At 42.3% G+C, this 16,778-nt stretch carries 19 protein-coding genes; 13 read left to right on the forward strand and 6 right to left on the reverse strand.

The genetic code is table 11. The features are described 5' to 3' along the window. Nucleotides 1–22: 22 nt before the first annotated feature. The 8 genes from HJG39_RS08105 to HJG39_RS08140 all read left to right on the forward strand — a co-directional run bounded on the left by HJG39_RS08105 (nt 23) and on the right by HJG39_RS08140 (nt 7,869). Nucleotides 23–2,695, forward strand: coding sequence for a methyl-accepting chemotaxis protein (locus HJG39_RS08105; protein ID WP_268408397.1), 2,673 nt, complete (start codon nt 23–25; stop codon nt 2,693–2,695). Nucleotides 2,696–2,714: 19 nt separating this feature from the next. Continuing rightward, entirely contained in the window at nt 2,715–3,206 is a 492-nt protein-coding gene (locus HJG39_RS08110) for a chemotaxis protein CheW (protein WP_268408398.1), read from the forward strand. Between the two features lie 3 nt (nt 3,207–3,209). Next, nucleotides 3,210–4,004: a ParA family protein gene (locus HJG39_RS08115; RefSeq protein WP_268408399.1), complete on the forward strand. Its 795-nt coding sequence runs from the start codon at nt 3,210–3,212 to the stop codon at nt 4,002–4,004. After that, nucleotides 3,961–4,398 carry an STAS domain-containing protein gene (locus HJG39_RS08120; RefSeq protein WP_268408400.1) on the forward strand — a complete coding sequence of 146 codons (438 nt, stop codon included), beginning with the start codon at nt 3,961–3,963 and terminating at the stop codon, nt 4,396–4,398. The genes HJG39_RS08115 and HJG39_RS08120 overlap by 44 nt, the downstream gene beginning before the upstream one ends. After that, on the forward strand, nt 4,388–5,215 hold the full coding sequence (locus HJG39_RS08125; RefSeq protein ID WP_268408401.1) for a CheR family methyltransferase: 828 nt from the start codon (nt 4,388–4,390) through the stop codon (nt 5,213–5,215). The genes HJG39_RS08120 and HJG39_RS08125 overlap by 11 nt, the downstream gene beginning before the upstream one ends. A gap of 12 nt (nt 5,216–5,227) precedes the next feature. After that, entirely contained in the window at nt 5,228–5,851 is a 624-nt protein-coding gene (gene cheD, locus HJG39_RS08130) for a chemoreceptor glutamine deamidase CheD (RefSeq protein ID WP_268408402.1), read from the forward strand. Between the two features lie 3 nt (nt 5,852–5,854). Continuing rightward, nucleotides 5,855–6,940, forward strand: coding sequence for a protein-glutamate methylesterase/protein-glutamine glutaminase (locus tag HJG39_RS08135; protein ID WP_268408403.1), 1,086 nt, complete (start codon nt 5,855–5,857; stop codon nt 6,938–6,940). A 200-nt stretch (nt 6,941–7,140) separates the two neighbouring features. Next, a complete protein-coding gene (locus tag HJG39_RS08140) occupies nt 7,141–7,869 on the forward strand; it encodes a 4'-phosphopantetheinyl transferase family protein (protein WP_268408404.1) in 729 nt (242 codons plus the stop codon). Here HJG39_RS08140 and HJG39_RS08145 read toward each other — a convergent pair. From HJG39_RS08145 to gpmI, 5 genes are all read right to left on the reverse strand, one after another. Further along, on the reverse strand, nt 7,808–8,656 hold the full coding sequence (locus HJG39_RS08145) for a hypothetical protein (RefSeq protein WP_268408405.1): 849 nt from the start codon (nt 8,654–8,656) through the stop codon (nt 7,808–7,810). The two genes, HJG39_RS08140 and HJG39_RS08145, sit on opposite strands and share 62 nt — an antisense overlap. 119 nt (nt 8,657–8,775) lie before the next feature. Continuing rightward, a complete protein-coding gene (locus tag HJG39_RS08150; RefSeq protein WP_268408406.1) occupies nt 8,776–9,159 on the reverse strand; it encodes a MerC domain-containing protein in 384 nt (127 codons plus the stop codon). Between the two features lie 133 nt (nt 9,160–9,292). Beyond that, nucleotides 9,293–10,207 (reverse strand): divergent polysaccharide deacetylase family protein, encoded by a 915-nt coding sequence (locus HJG39_RS08155; RefSeq protein ID WP_268408407.1) that lies wholly within the window; start codon nt 10,205–10,207, stop codon nt 9,293–9,295. Nucleotides 10,208–10,321: 114 nt separating this feature from the next. Continuing rightward, nucleotides 10,322–11,515 (reverse strand): murein hydrolase activator EnvC family protein, encoded by a 1,194-nt coding sequence (locus tag HJG39_RS08160; RefSeq protein WP_268408408.1) that lies wholly within the window; start codon nt 11,513–11,515, stop codon nt 10,322–10,324. A 24-nt stretch (nt 11,516–11,539) separates the two neighbouring features. Then, complete coding sequence (gene gpmI / locus HJG39_RS08165; protein WP_268408409.1) at nt 11,540–13,078, reverse strand: 2,3-bisphosphoglycerate-independent phosphoglycerate mutase; 1,539 nt, start codon at nt 13,076–13,078, stop codon at nt 11,540–11,542. Nucleotides 13,079–13,311: 233 nt separating this feature from the next. On the opposite strand from gpmI, the gene HJG39_RS08170 reads away from it, so the two are divergent. Genes HJG39_RS08170 through gpsA form a run of 4 tightly spaced genes read left to right on the forward strand, consistent with a single transcriptional unit; the run spans nt 13,312 to nt 15,560 of the window. Then, on the forward strand, nt 13,312–13,737 hold the full coding sequence (locus HJG39_RS08170; protein ID WP_268408410.1) for a rhodanese-like domain-containing protein: 426 nt from the start codon (nt 13,312–13,314) through the stop codon (nt 13,735–13,737). 5 nt (nt 13,738–13,742) lie between these two features. Beyond that, nucleotides 13,743–13,997 (forward strand): glutaredoxin 3, encoded by a 255-nt coding sequence (gene grxC, locus HJG39_RS08175; RefSeq protein ID WP_268408411.1) that lies wholly within the window; start codon nt 13,743–13,745, stop codon nt 13,995–13,997. Between the two features lie 36 nt (nt 13,998–14,033). Next, a complete protein-coding gene (gene secB, locus HJG39_RS08180; protein ID WP_268408412.1) occupies nt 14,034–14,537 on the forward strand; it encodes a protein-export chaperone SecB in 504 nt (167 codons plus the stop codon). Between the two features lie 6 nt (nt 14,538–14,543). Continuing rightward, on the forward strand, nt 14,544–15,560 hold the full coding sequence (gene gpsA / locus HJG39_RS08185; RefSeq protein WP_268408413.1) for an NAD(P)H-dependent glycerol-3-phosphate dehydrogenase: 1,017 nt from the start codon (nt 14,544–14,546) through the stop codon (nt 15,558–15,560). Nucleotides 15,561–15,645: 85 nt separating this feature from the next. Here gpsA and can read toward each other — a convergent pair whose 3' ends face one another. After that, complete coding sequence (gene can, locus HJG39_RS08190; RefSeq protein ID WP_268408414.1) at nt 15,646–16,230, reverse strand: carbonate dehydratase; 585 nt, start codon at nt 16,228–16,230, stop codon at nt 15,646–15,648. Between the two features lie 96 nt (nt 16,231–16,326). Between can and HJG39_RS08195 the strand changes: the two genes are divergently transcribed. Further along, nucleotides 16,327–16,731 carry a VOC family protein gene (locus HJG39_RS08195; RefSeq protein WP_268408415.1) on the forward strand — a complete coding sequence of 135 codons (405 nt, stop codon included), beginning with the start codon at nt 16,327–16,329 and terminating at the stop codon, nt 16,729–16,731. Nucleotides 16,732–16,778: the final 47 nt, after the last annotated feature.

Genomic DNA, 16,778 nt, shown 5'->3' on the forward strand with positions numbered 1-16,778 from the left:
GAACATTATGAGGAATAAAACCATGGTCGCAACAGCTTTAATTGCTCTAGCCTTTCTCGTCAATATTGCGATCGCTTGGAGCATAGGTGCCAACCCACAAATGCCAATATATATCATGGTCATATCAATGATAGGTATTGTAGTAGCCGTTTGGCATAGTCAAATGTCTAACACAGGTGCTCAACAACACTGGAAGCAACTAACACAACAAATTCGCGACATCGTAAACCGAATCGAAATAGGCGAATTGCAAGAAGTTAAAGTCAGGGCCATTGATTCCAATAATGAAGAACTTATTCAAGCGCATCGAGCATTTAGTGATCTTATTCGAACCGTAAAAGTCTCTCTTTCAGAAAGTGATGTGTTAGCACAAGATACGAAACATTCGTTGCTTTCAGCGCAAACAGCGGTCGACAAAGCAAATACACACTTAATGTTTGCCGACGTTGACTACAACATTGTTTATATCAATAGCCGCCTGCGCTCGATGCTCAAACAACATGAACATACGCTATCGCAGCACTTCACCGGCTTTAGCTTACAAAACTTAGTCGGCACAAACATTGACGTTTTCCATCAGGACCCCAGTCACCAACGCCAATTGCTTAGCCGCCTAACAACGGAATACCGTTCTGAAATAACTGTCGGTAACTTAACTTTCGGGCTATGTATCAACCCCGTTTATGACGAAGAAGGGGTGCGTACCGGCACTATAGTTGAGTGGACAGATTTATCAGATAGAGCTGAGCGTAAAAAGTTAATTGAGGAAAACCTGCGTATTAGTACAGCGTTAGGTTCAGTCTCAACGAATGTGATGCTTGCGGACGCGGATTACAAAATCGTTTACTTAAACGACAGTTTACGCAACATGATGCGGACTAATGTTGATAAATTTAAGACTATTCGAGCCGATTTTGACCCAGAAAAACTCGAAGGTTTATGCATTGATATTTTTCACAAAGATCCAAGCCACCAGCGAGGATTGTTGGATAAACTCAGTCAGTCTTACACAACCGAAATAAACCTCGAAGGACTGTATTTACAGCTTACTGCGAATCCTGTTATTGACGAAAAAGGCAATCGCCTTGGCACTACACTTGAGTGGGCAGATATTTCAAATGAAAAACATGCAGAAGTTCAAGCACAAGAAAATGTGCGAATTCGGGTTGCATTAAACAACGTTACAACAAACGTTATGGTGGCTGATAATCAAAACAATATTGTTTACATCAACCAGTCAGTTTTGGCCATGCTGCGTAATGCAGCAAGTGACTTACGCAAAGACCTACCACACTTCGACCCTGATAACTTGATTGGTAAAAACGTGGATATTTTCCACAAAAACCCCGAGCATCAAAAATCGTTATTATCCCGTTTAGAGTCCACTTACCAAGCGCAAATTTCCGTTGGCGGGCGCGCTTTCAACTTAATTGCAAACCCGGTTAAAGATAACCGCGGTGAACGCCTAGGCACCGTAGTTGAATGGAGCGATATTACATCGCAAATCAACATTCAAGAAGAAGTGGAGCGCTTAGTCAAAGACGTCAGTATTGGTCATCTTGGATCCCTCATTGATACCGGTAACAAAGAAGGCTTCTTTTTGACGATTTCTGAAGGATTGAATAATTTATCGCAAACCATTAATGCCTTTATTAAAGACATCAGTGCAACGGTCAAGAAACTCTCTGAAGGAGAACTAACCTGCAAAATTGTGAATCATTACCAAGGTAATTTTGGTGAAGTTTCAGCCGCATTAAACAACACCATTGATAAGCTCAATGATATTTTAACAAGCATTAAACGATCCACTGATTCGATTCGTTCATCAAATCATGAAATTTCGATTGGTAACGATCAGTTGTCTAGCCGAACAGAAAAACAAGCGTCGAATCTGGAAGAAACAGCCGCCAGTTTAGAGGAGCTAACAAGTAACGTCCGCAATACAGCAGATAACGCAAGTACCGCTAACAAAGCAGCAAGCAGCGCCAAACAGCAAGCGCAAATAGGCGAATCCATTGTGAGCGAAGCGGTGCAATCAATGTCTGCAATTACTGATAGCTCCAATAAGATTGTGGAGATCATCAGTGTTATTGACGACATCGCCTTCCAAACCAATTTACTTGCGCTTAACGCGTCCGTTGAAGCCGCAAGAGCAGGGGAACAAGGACGAGGCTTTGCTGTAGTTGCCAACGAAGTACGTAATCTTGCACAACGCTCTGCCATCTCAGCGAAAGAAATCAAGGAGTTAATTGATGTCAGCTCCGATCGAGTCAGCACGGGTAGCGAACAAGTGAACAAGTGTGGTGAGTCGCTGAAAGATATATTGAACCATGTAGAAGAACTCACCACGCTCATTTCCGATATAGCAAACTCTACTAATGAACAAGCGGCTGGAATTGGTCAGGTCAATCAAGCGGTTGCTGAATTAGATGACATTACACAACAAAATGCGGCATTAGCAGAAGAGGCGTCTTCCGCAAGCCAGTCATCCGTGCAACAAGCTGATGAAATGGTGGATATTGTGAGCTTCTTCAGAACAGATGACGATGCCAGTAGCCATCGCCCTGTCTCTCGTCCAAAACCGATAGCGCATTCACCAAGTAGTCGTCCTGCACCTAATGAGAAGCAAGTTTCACCCAGTGACATCTCCGCTTCTTCAAAAGGCGATTCAGATGATGAGTGGCAAGAATTCTAAATAGAGTGATGTATACGCTATGAATCAAGATGACATACAGTTGCTTTGCGTCACACTTTCCGATGAGCAGTACGGTCTGAACATCACTAAAGTGCAAGAAATCAGAGCGCTCGGTAAACACCGGCGCTTGCCAAACATGCCAAAACATTGTGTTGGCGTGATTGATTTCCGAAACACGATGGTGCCAGTGATTGACCTACGAGAAATGTTTGCTTACGCCCATAGCGACATTTCCTCACAAACGGTTATCGTCGTGATGTCGATTGAAAACAAGCAAGAAACCTTGTTGATAGGCGTAGTGGTTGATTCAGTGTCAGATGTTATTTCCGTGGAGCCGACACAAGTAAAACACTCTCCTACATTAGGAACTAAGGTTGACACCAGTTTTATACAAGGAATGTTTAAATATAACGACCACATCATCATCATTCTCACCTTGGAATCAATTCTAGAAGAGCAAGAACTCTCTGAATTGAACGACATGGTGATTACTGATTCAACATCGGCATAGCTCATGAGAGTTCTGGCTTGCGTGAATCAAAAAGGAGGCGTTGGTAAAACAACTGTTTGTGCCAACTTAGCTTATGCGCTGTCAAAACAAGATTATAAAGTGCTTGTGCTCGACATCGATCCGCAGGGTCATTTAGGACAAAGTTTTGGGTTTTTCAACAATAACCGCCCGGGCATCGATGCCCTGCTCAAAGACGACGCCTCCTTAGAAGCGGTCACTATTTCGTTATCAGACACACTGAGCTTTATTCCCGCTGGACCAACGCTTCAAAAATTAGAATCGATGCCAAAAGGAAAGGGGCGAGGATTGTTGTTAAAAAAAGCCATACATCAGCCAGTTAATGACTATGATTTTATAGTAATGGATTGCCCACCATCGTCGGGTTTTTTGGTCGTTAACGCGCTCGCGGCGGCGAATGAATTAGTCGTGCCTGTCACCGCAGATTATTTCGGCATGTCTGGTTTGTCGATGTTGATGTCGACCGTACAGAACTTTGAGCGGGTTCTTGGGCGATATAAACGGAAGTGGTTCGTCGTCAGCCGACTACAAAAACGCAAATTAAGCGAAGATGTTCTGAAGAAGTTGGCACATTACTTTGATGATGACCTAGTCCCTATTCATATCGCCGAACGCGCAGTGTTAGCGGAGTCACCCAGTTATGGCAAACCTGTTATGGCTTACGCACCAACCAGCTCTTCGAGTCGCGAGTTTGCGTCCCTTGCTCAGCATATTATTCAACGTGGGGAAAAGATTGATGACAAACAAGGATCAACATCCAGAGAATCGCTTGGGGCATGATCCCCTTGAGTGGCTCGAACACAGTCTTCAAGAGGAAGAAGCTACCGAGCCGGAGCAAACTGACAGCCCTCACCTCAATATTGAGCATTTTTCACTCGATGCAGATATTGGAACATTGATGCTGCCAGAGCGCCTGCTAGTGCAAATGGCAGAAAGTTTCCATGCTGACTTATGTGCCATAGTGAAAATTGAAGCGCTGAAACACCTCAATATTGATGCAAGAAACATAGAAAATATCGATACCACAGGCGTGCAACTACTCTACGCCTTGGCTGTTCACTTGCAAAAAACTCAAAGAAGCGTTGATTTAATCGAGCCTACTGACACTTTGTTGTCTGTCCTTCATGTTGCAGGGTTGGACGATTTGTTTGAGAAGTGTGCCAATGCCAGTTAATACACCATTTGAAAAAGAAAAAGGGTTTCAATTTAGTCGCCAACACTTTAATCGGCTACGCAGCTTGGCGCATGAGTATTCAGGTATTCACGTTACAGATGATAAGTACGAAATGTATTACGCCCGTTTGGCTAAACGTTTGCGCAAACTTAATTTACCGAATTTTACCGAGTATTTACAACGCGTTGAAAACGATCCTATTGAGTTTAAGGAGTTTATTAATGCGATTACCACGAATGTCACTTCATTTGATCGAGAGCCGTACCACTTCGAGTACCTCAAACAACAAATCAAAGAGCGAAATCTAGAAAGCTTATCCATATGGTCGGCAGGCTGTTCCTCTGGCGAAGAACCGTATTCCATCATCATTAACTTATTCAATTTGGCCAAAGAATATCAACTCCCTTTTAGTATCTTGGGAACCGATTTGGATACCGATGTACTCTCGAAAGCCAGTAATGCTATTTACCCTCTAAAATCCATCGAAACCTACAACAAGAATACTAAGCGTCAGTTCTTTCTTAAAGGTACGGGAAAAAACGATGGATTTTGTCGCATCAAATCCTGCTATCGCGATCTGGTTAAATATCAACAACTCAACTTGATAAGAAATTGGCGCCTCAATAAAACCTTCGACATTATATTTTGTCGCAATGTGATGATTTATTTCGAGAATGAAACTAAGCAGAAAATCATCCAAAAGTACGCTGATCACTTAGCTCCTTCAGGTTTGTTATTTTTGGGACACTCCGAATCTATCGGTAAAGATAACACCGACTTTGATAACGTCGGTAAGACGATTTATCGCAAACGTTAAAAGGGGTGGTACATGCTTAATTCATCTAATTCTCTACCTCTTTGCTTACCTGGCTTTGAACACATTAATCGTTACTTTGACAGACAAAATAAATCTAAAGTCGCCAAGATACTGCCTGGGGAATACTACGTCACAAAAGAAAATGAAGTGATTACAACCGTTTTGGGTTCTTGCATTTCAGTGTGTGTTAGCGACCCGACACTTGGCATTGGTGGAATGAACCATTTCATGTTGCCAAGTGGTTCGAATATGGATTTATTAAGTGATTCATTCCGATATGGTGATGTTGCAATGGAGCGTTTAGTCAACGACATCTTACGAAATGGCGGAGATAAAAATCGGCTTGTTTTCAAAGCCTTTGGCGGGGGACAAATTATCAAAAATATGACATCTATAGGGCAACGCAACATCAGCTTTTTACATAAATTTATGACAATGGAGGGGTATAAACTGGCGGCATCGGATTTAGGAGGCCCCCATCCAAGAAAAGTGATGTTCTTTCCTTTAGAAGGCACGGTGAAAGTGAAACGCTTGCAACATATGCACAACGATACGATCCTAGCTCGAGAAAACCGATATAAAAACGAGCTGAGCAAACAAGAGGAGGTTGCAGGTGATATCGACCTGTTTGACTAAATAATGAAAAAAATAAAAGTTCTCATCATTGATGACTCTCAGCTAATACAAGAGCTCCTAACAACCATTTTTAGTTCGGATAACCGCCTTAAGGTTGTAGGTTGTGCCAACGATCCCCACGAAGCCCGACAAATGATTAAGGATCTTAACCCAGACGTACTCACCTTGGATGTAGAGATGCCTCGCATGAATGGTATTACCTTCTTGAAAAATGTCATGCGGCTGCGCCCGATGCCCGTTGTGATGATTTCGACACTCACATCAGAAGGGTCACAAATTACCATGCAAGCCCTAGAGACAGGTGCCATCGACTTTGTTGAAAAACCAGTTCATCTCAATAAAATTTTGGAAGAATATAAACATACAATTATCAGCAAAGTCATGACTGCGGCTTCGGTTCCCAAAAGTAAATTATTACGATTTCAAAACCGACTAACAGCTGAAGAAAAAGCGAAAATTAAACCCATTGACATTCAGCGCGCAATGGCAATTAATATTCCCTCTCAACCCAGTAATAAAATTATTGCTATAGGTGGTTCAACGGGTGGATTAGAAGCATTAAGAGCTATGTTATCGAATACACGCTTTACCGGATGCGAGTCTATCGTGGTTGCTTTACATCTACCGGGGAGTTTTACGGCTTCATACGCTAGGCGCTTAAACGAGTATTTACCTGTCACGGTAAAAGAAGCTGAGGAAGGAGAACGTATTTTACCCGGTCATGTGTATATTGCCCCAGGTGGTAAGCACTTAAAAATTAAACGAAGGGCGGTCGGGTATCAGTGTAAATTAGAAGAATCTGACCCAGTAAACCGACATCGCCCGAGTGTTGATGTATTATTTGAGTCTGTTGCAGAACAAGCCAAAGCAGATGCTTTAGGCATTCTTCTTACGGGAATGGGCAAAGATGGTGCAGTTGGTTTGTTAAAAATACTACAAATGGGTGGACATACTTACGCACAAGATGAAGAATCAAGTGTAGTATGGGGAATGCCCGGTTCTGCGGTCGCAATAGATGCCGTTGCAACCGATAACGTTAAAGACTTAAATAAATTAGCAAGTGTTATTCCAGTGTTTGCAAAACAATAGGATGCGTTTAAGGCAAATGCGGTTTTACTAAACAGCGCAATTCGTGTTAAGTTGAGCCACGTCTACAAGGTTAAATTTATTAACCCAATTGAGTGCCTAAATGTGTTTCAGGAAGCAACAAATAAGTGCTTTAGGGATTGTGGTATCGGTCTTGCTCAAAAACCATAATGGTTTGTCAAGATGGTGTAAGGATATTAACAATGAATAGCAGACAAAATTACATATCAAGCTTGCCCTTTTTAATTAATCATGGTCAAGCTAACTGGTGGGGACATCCAAGCCTGTCGCAACATTTTTGCGAATTCAATCAAGAAGCTTATCAGGACCATCTTTTTGATATGTTTAAAGTTAGATGCCCCGAGACAGTCAAGAAATCGGTCGTCAAGAGACGCTCGGAGTTTTTGGCTGGGCGTTATTGTGCTCAAAAGGCCCTTGAAGAACTTGAACTTGATTCTCCAATTATACGGATAGGTCAGCACCGTGAGCCTATCTGGCCACAAGGTATTATGGGTGCAATAAGTCATACTACCGGACTTGCCACCGCAATTGTGAGCAACGACCCAAATGTGACAGGCTTAGGTATTGATGTCGAATTAACTGTTGAGCCCGATACAATGGACAAAATCGGCAAACATATCATGCCGTTAGAAAACCTTGATATTTTGCACACAAAGGCATTGCTGCCTCAGGAAGTATTCACGTTAATTTTTTCCGTGAAAGAAAGCTTTTACAAAGCCGCTTACCCTCGTGTTCAACGCTTCTTTGATTTTAAAGCGGTAAATGTTGTCGAATTTGACGTGAACGAAAGGCGTATTACCTTTAAAATCGCGGAAAAGCTCTGTGACACCTTACAAGTTGGGCGTGAAGTTAACGGTTACTATCACCGATTTTCCGATGATACTTGGGCAACTTTAGTGTGTTTGGATTAGCAGCCTCAGGTTGAGCCTTTAATATGTCCTCCTGAGGTAAGCCTTTCAACCTCGCATCGATATACTTCTGATAATCATCTTTCTTTGAACAACTTACTTGCCCACCCATTATCCCTCCTAGCACCGCGATAGTCTTATTGATCCTGCTATCACAATTCACCCGAGCAGGTTTTGGTCGTCCGATACCAAACCTTTTAGGTTCATATTTCCTATCAGGCAGTCTAACCGTGTCTTTGTTAGTGAAGTACTCATTTATCCTTGCTTGCGACAATGCATTTAGTGCATTTCGATTTAGATTTTCCAGATACTTACCGGTATTTGTAGCACCAGAAAATTGCTTAAATAACTCGGCAGGTGGTCTCGACGGCAAACTTGTAGCGTCCGCTTGAGTTTGGGGTTGAACAGGCTTTTGCATTTCGGCACTCGGCGACTCTTGATTAGTCTTTTCATCAGTACGCTTTTGAATAGTGTTTTTTTCCTTTGTGGATTCAATCGCTGGCAATGAGGCTTTAGTTTTTTCTTGTTCCAAAACCTGTTCAGGTTCCAGATTATCCGATGATGAGGTTTGCTTAAACAACGCTGCATCAACAAGGTAACTCTGAATAGGTTGCACCGGTAACGAATTTGAAAGCTCATTACCCTGAGTGGTATCTCGCTCATACTGTAGCAATAAGACGATAAAAATATGGAAAATAATCGCAACTGAGACATATCCCCACGGGAAAGGTTTAGAGATGGGAGTCCGGCGCAATGCCGCAGGTGGAGGATAGATGGAAACGTTAAGCACTACAAAATCAAACAGTTAACTACTGCTATTTTGACTCACTCAATAAAAATTAGTTCACCAATAGACTGGGTTAATTTGGTATTTACGGCATTAGATGTCACGGAAACACAGCGGAGATATTAAGAATTGATTTGTTTAGCTCGTTGGCAAAGCTTCAAATTAGCGACATGAGCAAAAATGATGAGCATTGCGCCCACAGCTATTGTGAAGGGCTCGTAAGTCTCACCAAATACATCTTTATTCCAATAAATCATGCCACCTAACGCAATACTCACAATGGGGTAAACTTGCTTGTGATAACGATAGAAGCCTGAGAAGACAGCCCAAAAACCAGCAATCAACGAAATAATCAAAATGCTACGTTCAAACCAATCTTGTGCGACAAAGCTTGCACTCATTAATGGAATGAGTGGCAACAACACAGGTAATAACAGGCAATGAGCAGCACAAAGGCTGGAAGCCCAAATACCAAATTTATCTAGAATGCGTGTTTTAATTTGCATAGCTCTATTAAATTGAACAAACCATGAGTTTAAACGGGATGATATAATATAACATTTAGTCTGAGATACAAGATCGTACAAATAAAAAACATGAGAAAAATGCAGATATGAATAAAACAATGTTCTAAAGGGTTTATTCTTGCGACTCGGGAAGCTTAGAAAAACGCGCATTTTCCCGATACCGATTCATCGCTAGCTGACCGTGCTTGCCAAGAATCAATTCACTAAGAGGTACTAACCTTACTCCCTCCTCAGCTAATTCAGGTAAGTGCTGTTTAAGGTAAGACAATGTTTGCGGATGTGGATGGGCAATGCCTACTGCTTGACCGTATTTATTGGCAATACGACGTAGTCGTTTAAATTGCATAGCAATATGACGTGGCTCTGGGATGTGATCTAAAAACACATGTCGGTGCAGGCTCGGCACTCCCATCTTGTTTGCGATATTCTCAGCGCGACTGTACTTCGTTGTGCGACTATCAACAAAATACAAACCTGTATCGTGGAGATATTCCATTGTTGCTGTCATCGGCAATGTTAACTGCGTCAATTTGCTGCCCATATGATTATTAATTGCAATCGCATTTGGGACACTTTCATGAGCAGCCGCTAAGCTCGACTTAATATCTTGAGGATACATATTTGCTGTTAATGCACCCGGTCCAAGGGATTTACCCGATAATGCTTCCATAGGAACATGCATCATCACTTCGCGTTGTTGTTGCTCTGCCAATTGAGAAAATGAGATGGAGTAGGGGGTATGAGGCAAAATGGAAAAAGTCACTTCACTCGGCAATGTAAATGCATTGATGTCTTCGGATTTATAACCAATATCGTCGATGATTAATGCAATATCTGCGGCTTTTACTTGATGGCAAATGAAGGAGGCGGCTAAAAAAAAGATAAACGCCCACTGTGACCGGAATAATTTACTATCCAGCCGAACAGAAAGCGTTTTTTTAAGTTCACATTTAAACGTGACTTTTTCTGTTCCAACAAGTTGCTTCCAAACAGAAACAACTGCCTTACAGATATTATTGTTGCGCACGGCTTTTATTAAGCTCTATTATTTTTTTAGGCTTTGATTATCGTTGATAAGAATTAGTATCAACCTTGGCCTCATTATAGATAAACAGATCATATAATCCACTAATCTTTGCAATTATTTCTGTAGCCATTTTGATGGATTAACAGGCTGTCCTTTATGCCGGATCTCGAAGTACAAAGAGGGTTGGTTTTGACCACCACTTTGACCTAGCAAAGCAATAGTTTCGCCCGCTTCAACATAATCACCCACTTGTTTTAACAAGGCTTGATTATGTCCGTAAAGGCTCATGTAACCGTCGCCATGATCTAAAATTGTCATCAAACCAAAGCCTCGTAACCAATCGGAAAACAACACTTTCCCATGATGAATAGCACGGATGGGATTTCCTGAGTCACCATAGAATAAAACCCCCTTCCAACGCACTTGTCCTTGCCTGCGTTTACCAAACAATTTTCTTAAGCGACCATCCGCAGGTTTCAGCAATTTTCCCCTAAACGGCTCGATGCCCGTTAACTCTTGGGCATTTCGTTCCAACTCATTACGAGCATCCTCCAGTGCTTGAACTAAATTTTGCTCATTAATTTGCAATTGCTCTATCTGAGCCGCTTCATTATCGATGACATTGTTAAGAGCGGCGAGCGTGTCTTCTCTTTCTTTTTGCTGTGCAAGCAAGGTTTGCTTTTGTTGTAGTTGTTTTTCTTTTTCTGCTTGCAGCTTTTCGTTAGATTCTTTTAACTTTTTGGCGACATCTAGGAGTTCTGACACGAGTGCTTCGAATTGTTTAATTTGATCTTGGCGCGCAAAATTTAGATAACGATAGTACACTAACATACGCTCAAACTTACCCGCATCCTCCTGATTCAAAAGCATTTTAGTGTAATCGTTGTTACCGCTCATATACGCACTGCGCATTTGCTTCGCCAGTAAATTTTGCTGGTTATTTTTACGCTTGAGCAATAACGCTTTTTCCTTCACTAACTGTTTTTGTTCCGACAAATTGTCTTCTATGCGCCTATCACTCACCACAATATCTTGCGTTAATGAGGAGATACTTAATTCAGCTTTTCTCAAACGTTGTTGCAAACGTTTAGCTTCGTTTAGTCGAGCATGTAATTGAGATTGGCGATTTTTTATTTGAGATTGAATTTCTTGAAGAGCTTTTTCGGGTTGTTCAGAATCATCTTCTTGAGCAAAGGCAAAATGAGGCCCCAACAAAAAGGCCAATAGTGAAAGAAATAAAGTGACTAAAACAGTGAAGCTAAGCGGCCTTGCTTGCTTCATTGTCCAGTTCTGTTTTAGCCACTTCATATTCAAAGAATGTAGTCCAGCAGGTTATGCGCTAGGCAAGATCATGATTGGTTTTCCGGTCATTTCCGTTGGTGGTTCCATTCCCATTAAATGCAGTATTGTGGGAGCAACATCACTTAAAGTAGCTCCTTCACGAGACTGAGCATCCCGACCAACATATATGAAAGGCACTAATTCACTAGTATGAGCCGTATGCGCTTGACCAGTTGTAGTATCTAACATTTGCTCAGCGTTACCGTGATCAGCCGTAATTAAACACTCACCGCCCACGTCTTTTAGCGCCTCAACAACGCGGCCAATGCTGGTATCTACAGCTTCGCATGCTTTCACAGCAGCTTCATATACCCCTGTGTGACCAACCATATCGCCATTGGGATAGTTACACACAATAAAGTCATATTCTTGAGATTTAATCGCATCCACCAGCTTATTAGTGAGTTCTTCAGAATTCATTTCCGGTTGCAAGTCATAAGTTGCAACATCAGGAGAAGAAACCAAAACGCGCTCTTCGCCCTCGTAAGTGTCTTCACGTCCACCACTAAAGAAGAAGGTTACGTGAGCATATTTTTCGGTTTCAGAAATACGCAACTGAGTACGCTTATGATTGGCAAGCCATTCACCCAACACGTTTTTCAGTTCTTCTGGAGGGAAGGCAACCTGAGACTGGATATCCGCAGCGTATTGAGTGAGTGACACAAAGCCCGTAAGCTTAGGCACGACTTCACGCTTAAAGCCAGTAAAATCTGCATCGGTAAAGGCGCGAGAAATTTGTCGGGCACGGTCCGCTCTAAAATTAGCAAAGAACACCACATCCCCTTCTTGGATTGGCTCAGCATCACCGATAAGCGTCGCATTCACAAATTCATCGTTCTCATCGCGCTCATACGCTGCACTTAATCCTTCCACTGCACTCGCTGAGGTGTAATCAGCTTTACCTAACGTCAACATATCGTAAGCTTTTTGAATGCGATCCCAGCGTTGGTCTCTATCCATTGCATAATAACGCCCAATAAGCGATGCGGTCTTACCCACGCCTAGGGTTTCAAACAATGCATCAGCTTGCTTTAAGGACGCCTCAGCGCTTCGTGGTGGCGTATCTCGCCCATCTAGAAAGGCATGTAAGAAGATCTTCTTTGCACCTTTTTCAGCAGCCGCTTTAATCAAAGCAAAAATATGATCATTATGGCTATGCACACCACCTGGAGAAAGCAATCCCATGATATGCACCGCCTTATCTTGCGCGACGGCTTTTTGTAGATTCGACTCAATAACAGGGTTTGTTGCAAATTCACCGTCTTGAATGGCTTTAGTAATGCGCGTGAAATCTTGATACACCACACGACCAGCGCCCAAATTAACATGGCCCACTTCGGAATTACCCATCTGCCCATCTGGCAAGCCAACATCCAATCCCGATCCTGAAATTAGAGTATGAGGGCAAGATGCCCATAAATGATCAAGGACAGGCGTTTTCGCGTTGGCAATGGCATTATTCTCCAATTCTTCGCGATGACCCCATCCATCTAAAATGACTAACACAAAAGGTTTTTTAACTGGATTCATGAACACGTTTCTCCAAACAATTCTTTTCGTACTTCAATTTAACTTCGGACATGTCGTCGCACATGTTTGATTAGGTTTCAAACACCTTTGCACCACTACGTTGTCGCATTTTATTCTTGTTTGGGTACAGGGAAAAAGCGCTTAACGGCCTTTTTAAACTAGCGTCTGTGTACAATTTCTATATACTTTGCAGACTTTTTTCAGATGACTTTAACGTAAGGCTATATTGATTTATGCAACAGCTTGTCGAGTTTATCGGTAATCATCCGTATTTGGCAACCTTATGGGTTGTTTTGGCTATATTCCTCATTTATAGCTACATCGAAACCATTATTTCCCCCTTAAAATATGTCTCTACTCTAGAGGCAACGCAGCTCATCAATAAAGAAGAAGCTGTGATCTTGGATATCCGCAATGCCGGTGACTTCAAGAAAGGGCATATTTTAGGTGCGAGGCAAATAGGACAAGAAGCGGTGTCGAAAGCTGACTTCAGTAAACTTGAAAACGAAAAAAACAAACCCATTATTGTGGTCTGCGCTATGGGTGTATCAGCAAAGCGTACAGCAATGCAATTGCTAAAAGCGGGTTTTGCTAAGGCTTCAGTTTTAAAAGGTGGTATGAATACTTGGCAAGGCGAAGGTTTACCAATTAAAAAGTGAAACTGATGAAAAAAGTAGAGATTTATACAAAGGGCTACTGCCCATTTTGCACACGCGCTAAGTCGCTCCTTGACAGCAAAAACATTGAATACACAGAGTATAAAATTGATTTGCAACCCGAGTTGCGCGACACCATGATCGACCGAGCGAATGGTGGTTACACTGTGCCTCAAATCTTTATCAATAATCAGCACTTAGGTGGCTGTGACGATATGATGGCACTTGAAAAACAAAAGAAACTTGATTCGCTGTTGGCTTAATTCAATAGCATCAAACCAGTAACAGGACCCAGAATTATGGCTGAAGAACATAACCACGAAGCTGCGGCAGCAGAGCAGCAAGGCACGCAATTTGCGTTACAACGCATTTATACAAAAGATCTTTCTTTTGAAACGCCAAACTCGCCTTTAGTTTTCCAAAAAGAATGGAAACCTGAAATCAAACTCGACATTGATACGCGCAGCAACAAATTAGATGACGTTAACTACGAAGTGGTTCTTGCTGTAACTGTTACTGCAACATTAGATGGTGCAACCGCATTCCTATGTGAGGTTCAACAAGCAGGTATCTTCACTATCGACAACATTCCAGAACAGCAATTACCCCATACTTTAGGTTCTTTCTGCCCGAATATGTTGTTCCCTTATGCCCGCGAGTGCATCTCTAACTTAGTGAACCGTGGTACTTTCCCTCCACTTAATTTAGCGCCAGTAAACTTTGATGCTATCTTCGCAGCCTATGTGCAAAAGCGTCAGGAAGAACAAGCGCAAGCGGCTGAAGCGCCAACCCTAAACGCATAATCGTCAATGCAGCACTCAACAACGCAATCAGAACGCATTTCTGTTTTCGGAGCCGGCTCTTACGGAACGGCTCTTGCGTTTTGCTTGTCTCGCAATCAAGTCCCTACGTTACTGTGGGGAAGAGATGAGCAAAAAATGCAAAACATGCGTCAAACTCGCCAAAATGAGCATTACCTACCAGGGTATGAATTTCCAGAAGATATGGCCATTGAGCACAATCTGGAAAAAGCTGTTAGCGCCAGTAAAGATTTACTTGTGGTCGTACCCAGTCACTCTTTTTCTGATCTTTTAAAACAAATTAAACCCTATGTTCGCTCTGAGCATCGTTTAATTTGGGCCACGAAAGGGCTTGAGCCAGAAACAGGGCGTTTACTTCAAGAAGTCGCTCAAGAAATATTAGGCGATCACATGCCTATGGCAGTGTTATCAGGTCCAACTTTCGCGAAGGAAATGGCCGCAGGTATGCCAACCGCTATTACTCTGGCTTCTCAAAATAACGACTTTCTGGAACAATTCGCCAACAAACTACACTGTCAGAAATCTTTTAGAGTGTATAAAAGTAACGACGTTATCGGTGTACAGCTTGGCGGAGCAGTCAAAAATGTTGTGGCTATTGGTGCTGGGATTTCTGATGGTGTTGGCTTTGGTGCCAACGCAAGAACCGCGCTGATTACCCGAGGTCTGGCTGAAATGACGCGTCTGGGCACCAAAGTGGGCGCGGATCCACAAACCTTTATGGGAATGGCAGGCTTAGGTGACTTAATTTTAACCTGTACCGACAACCAATCTAGAAACCGTCGTTTTGGTTTAGCGTTAGGGCAGGGAAAAGGCGTTGAAGAGGCAATGCAAGCTATTGGTCAAGTGGTTGAGGGGTATCGCAATACCAAGGAAGTGTACGTACTTGCACAACGTTTTGGGGTTGAAGTGCCTATTACCGAGCAAATTTACCAAGTGCTTTACGAAAATAAACCCATTAAAGAAGCCACTATGGCGTTATTGGGCAGACAAATGAAGTTTGAATAGTCTGAATTTTTACAAATATAGTGACTAAATAAATATGAGGGATAGCCTTAGGTGCCATCCCTTTTTTATGTGTGAATTTGAGCAGTTAACAACCTAAATCCTTTAAGCGCCCATTTTGAATACTGTATATCCAACTGTGGATTGTTAAATTTTGACCTCGCTCTATAGCCGCTTTATAGATAGAAGTCCGTCGAACATTTTCAGCTTGCTCTAACACGTTTATTTCGCACAGCCTATCTTCCTTTTCACGACCACTCAAAGTCGATAGCTCATCACTGTGTTTCGCAATCACATCGCGAATATGTTCCAACCAGTTATCGATTAAGCCGAATGATTCATCTTTTAACGAAGAAACCACACCGCCACATCCATAATGACCGCATACAATAATATGCTCGACCTGAAGCACATCAATGGCATATTGCATCACCGACAAGCAATTCAAGTCCGTATGTACAACCATGTTAGCTACATTTCGGTGCACAAACAGTTCGCCCGGTAATAAACCAACAATTTCGTTCGCAGGCACTCGACTATCCGCACACCCAATCCACAAAAATTTGGGAGACTGCTGTTTGGAAAGCTGATCGAAAAAAGTGGGATCGCGCTTATCGATTTTCTCTGCCCAAGTGATATTGTTGTCGAACAATTCTCGAATAGTCATACTCATTTTTCTTCTTGGCCTACTCTTTTCTTTTGAAAACGTCAAAGCTAGGATGACACACAATTTCTAATAACTAAAATAACTTCACGCGTTGTTGCCTTAATGAAAGTAGAAACCCATTTAAATTTTGAAGGGAAGTGTGAGCAAGCACTTACTTTTTATCAAAAACTTCTCGGTATTGAAGTTTCCATGTTAATGAAATATCGCGAGTCCCCCGACCAATCTCTGTGTCCCGAAGGTTTTGGCGATAAAGTTATGCACGCTAATTTTAAAATTGGGGAAACGGCGTTTATGGCTTCGGATGGAGGATGTACCGGTAAACCGAACTTTTCTGGTTTTTCTTTATCATTTAATGCGGAGTCAGAAACGGAAGCACAGCGCATTATTAAAGGCCTGTCAGAAGGTGGGAAAGTTACCACGTCGCTTGCATCCAGCTTCTGGGGCGGTTTATACGGCGAAGTCACGGATCAATTCGGTTTAACATGGATGATCAGCGTTTTCGGTTAAATACATATCTATCAATAAATAAAAGTATCCGCTCTTTACCTCTGCTG

This window comes from Alteromonas sp. a30 (assembly GCF_026788005.1).
Taxonomy (GTDB): domain Bacteria; phylum Pseudomonadota; class Gammaproteobacteria; order Enterobacterales; family Alteromonadaceae; genus Paraneptunicella.

Excerpts from the sequence above, each read along its gene's own strand:
- HJG39_RS08105 (WP_268408397.1), top strand. The coding sequence starts at position 23 with ATGGTCGCAACAGCTTTAATTGCTCTAGCCTTTCTCGTCAATATTGCG.
- HJG39_RS08110 (WP_268408398.1), top strand. The coding sequence starts at position 2,715 with ATGAATCAAGATGACATACAGTTGCTTTGCGTCACACTTTCCGATGAG.
- HJG39_RS08115 (WP_268408399.1), top strand. The coding sequence starts at position 3,210 with ATGAGAGTTCTGGCTTGCGTGAATCAAAAAGGAGGCGTTGGTAAAACA.
- HJG39_RS08120 (WP_268408400.1), top strand. The coding sequence starts at position 3,961 with ATGACAAACAAGGATCAACATCCAGAGAATCGCTTGGGGCATGATCCC.
- HJG39_RS08125 (WP_268408401.1), top strand. The coding sequence starts at position 4,388 with ATGCCAGTTAATACACCATTTGAAAAAGAAAAAGGGTTTCAATTTAGT.
- cheD (WP_268408402.1), top strand. The coding sequence starts at position 5,228 with ATGCTTAATTCATCTAATTCTCTACCTCTTTGCTTACCTGGCTTTGAA.
- HJG39_RS08135 (WP_268408403.1), top strand. The coding sequence starts at position 5,855 with ATGAAAAAAATAAAAGTTCTCATCATTGATGACTCTCAGCTAATACAA.
- HJG39_RS08140 (WP_268408404.1), top strand. The coding sequence starts at position 7,141 with ATGAATAGCAGACAAAATTACATATCAAGCTTGCCCTTTTTAATTAAT.
- HJG39_RS08150 (WP_268408406.1), bottom strand. The coding sequence starts at position 9,159 with ATGCAAATTAAAACACGCATTCTAGATAAATTTGGTATTTGGGCTTCC.
- HJG39_RS08160 (WP_268408408.1), bottom strand. The coding sequence starts at position 11,515 with ATGAAGTGGCTAAAACAGAACTGGACAATGAAGCAAGCAAGGCCGCTT.
- gpmI (WP_268408409.1), bottom strand. The coding sequence starts at position 13,078 with ATGAATCCAGTTAAAAAACCTTTTGTGTTAGTCATTTTAGATGGATGG.
- HJG39_RS08170 (WP_268408410.1), top strand. The coding sequence starts at position 13,312 with ATGCAACAGCTTGTCGAGTTTATCGGTAATCATCCGTATTTGGCAACC.
- grxC (WP_268408411.1), top strand. The coding sequence starts at position 13,743 with ATGAAAAAAGTAGAGATTTATACAAAGGGCTACTGCCCATTTTGCACA.
- secB (WP_268408412.1), top strand. The coding sequence starts at position 14,034 with ATGGCTGAAGAACATAACCACGAAGCTGCGGCAGCAGAGCAGCAAGGC.
- gpsA (WP_268408413.1), top strand. The coding sequence starts at position 14,544 with ATGCAGCACTCAACAACGCAATCAGAACGCATTTCTGTTTTCGGAGCC.
- can (WP_268408414.1), bottom strand. The coding sequence starts at position 16,230 with ATGAGTATGACTATTCGAGAATTGTTCGACAACAATATCACTTGGGCA.
- HJG39_RS08195 (WP_268408415.1), top strand. The coding sequence starts at position 16,327 with ATGAAAGTAGAAACCCATTTAAATTTTGAAGGGAAGTGTGAGCAAGCA.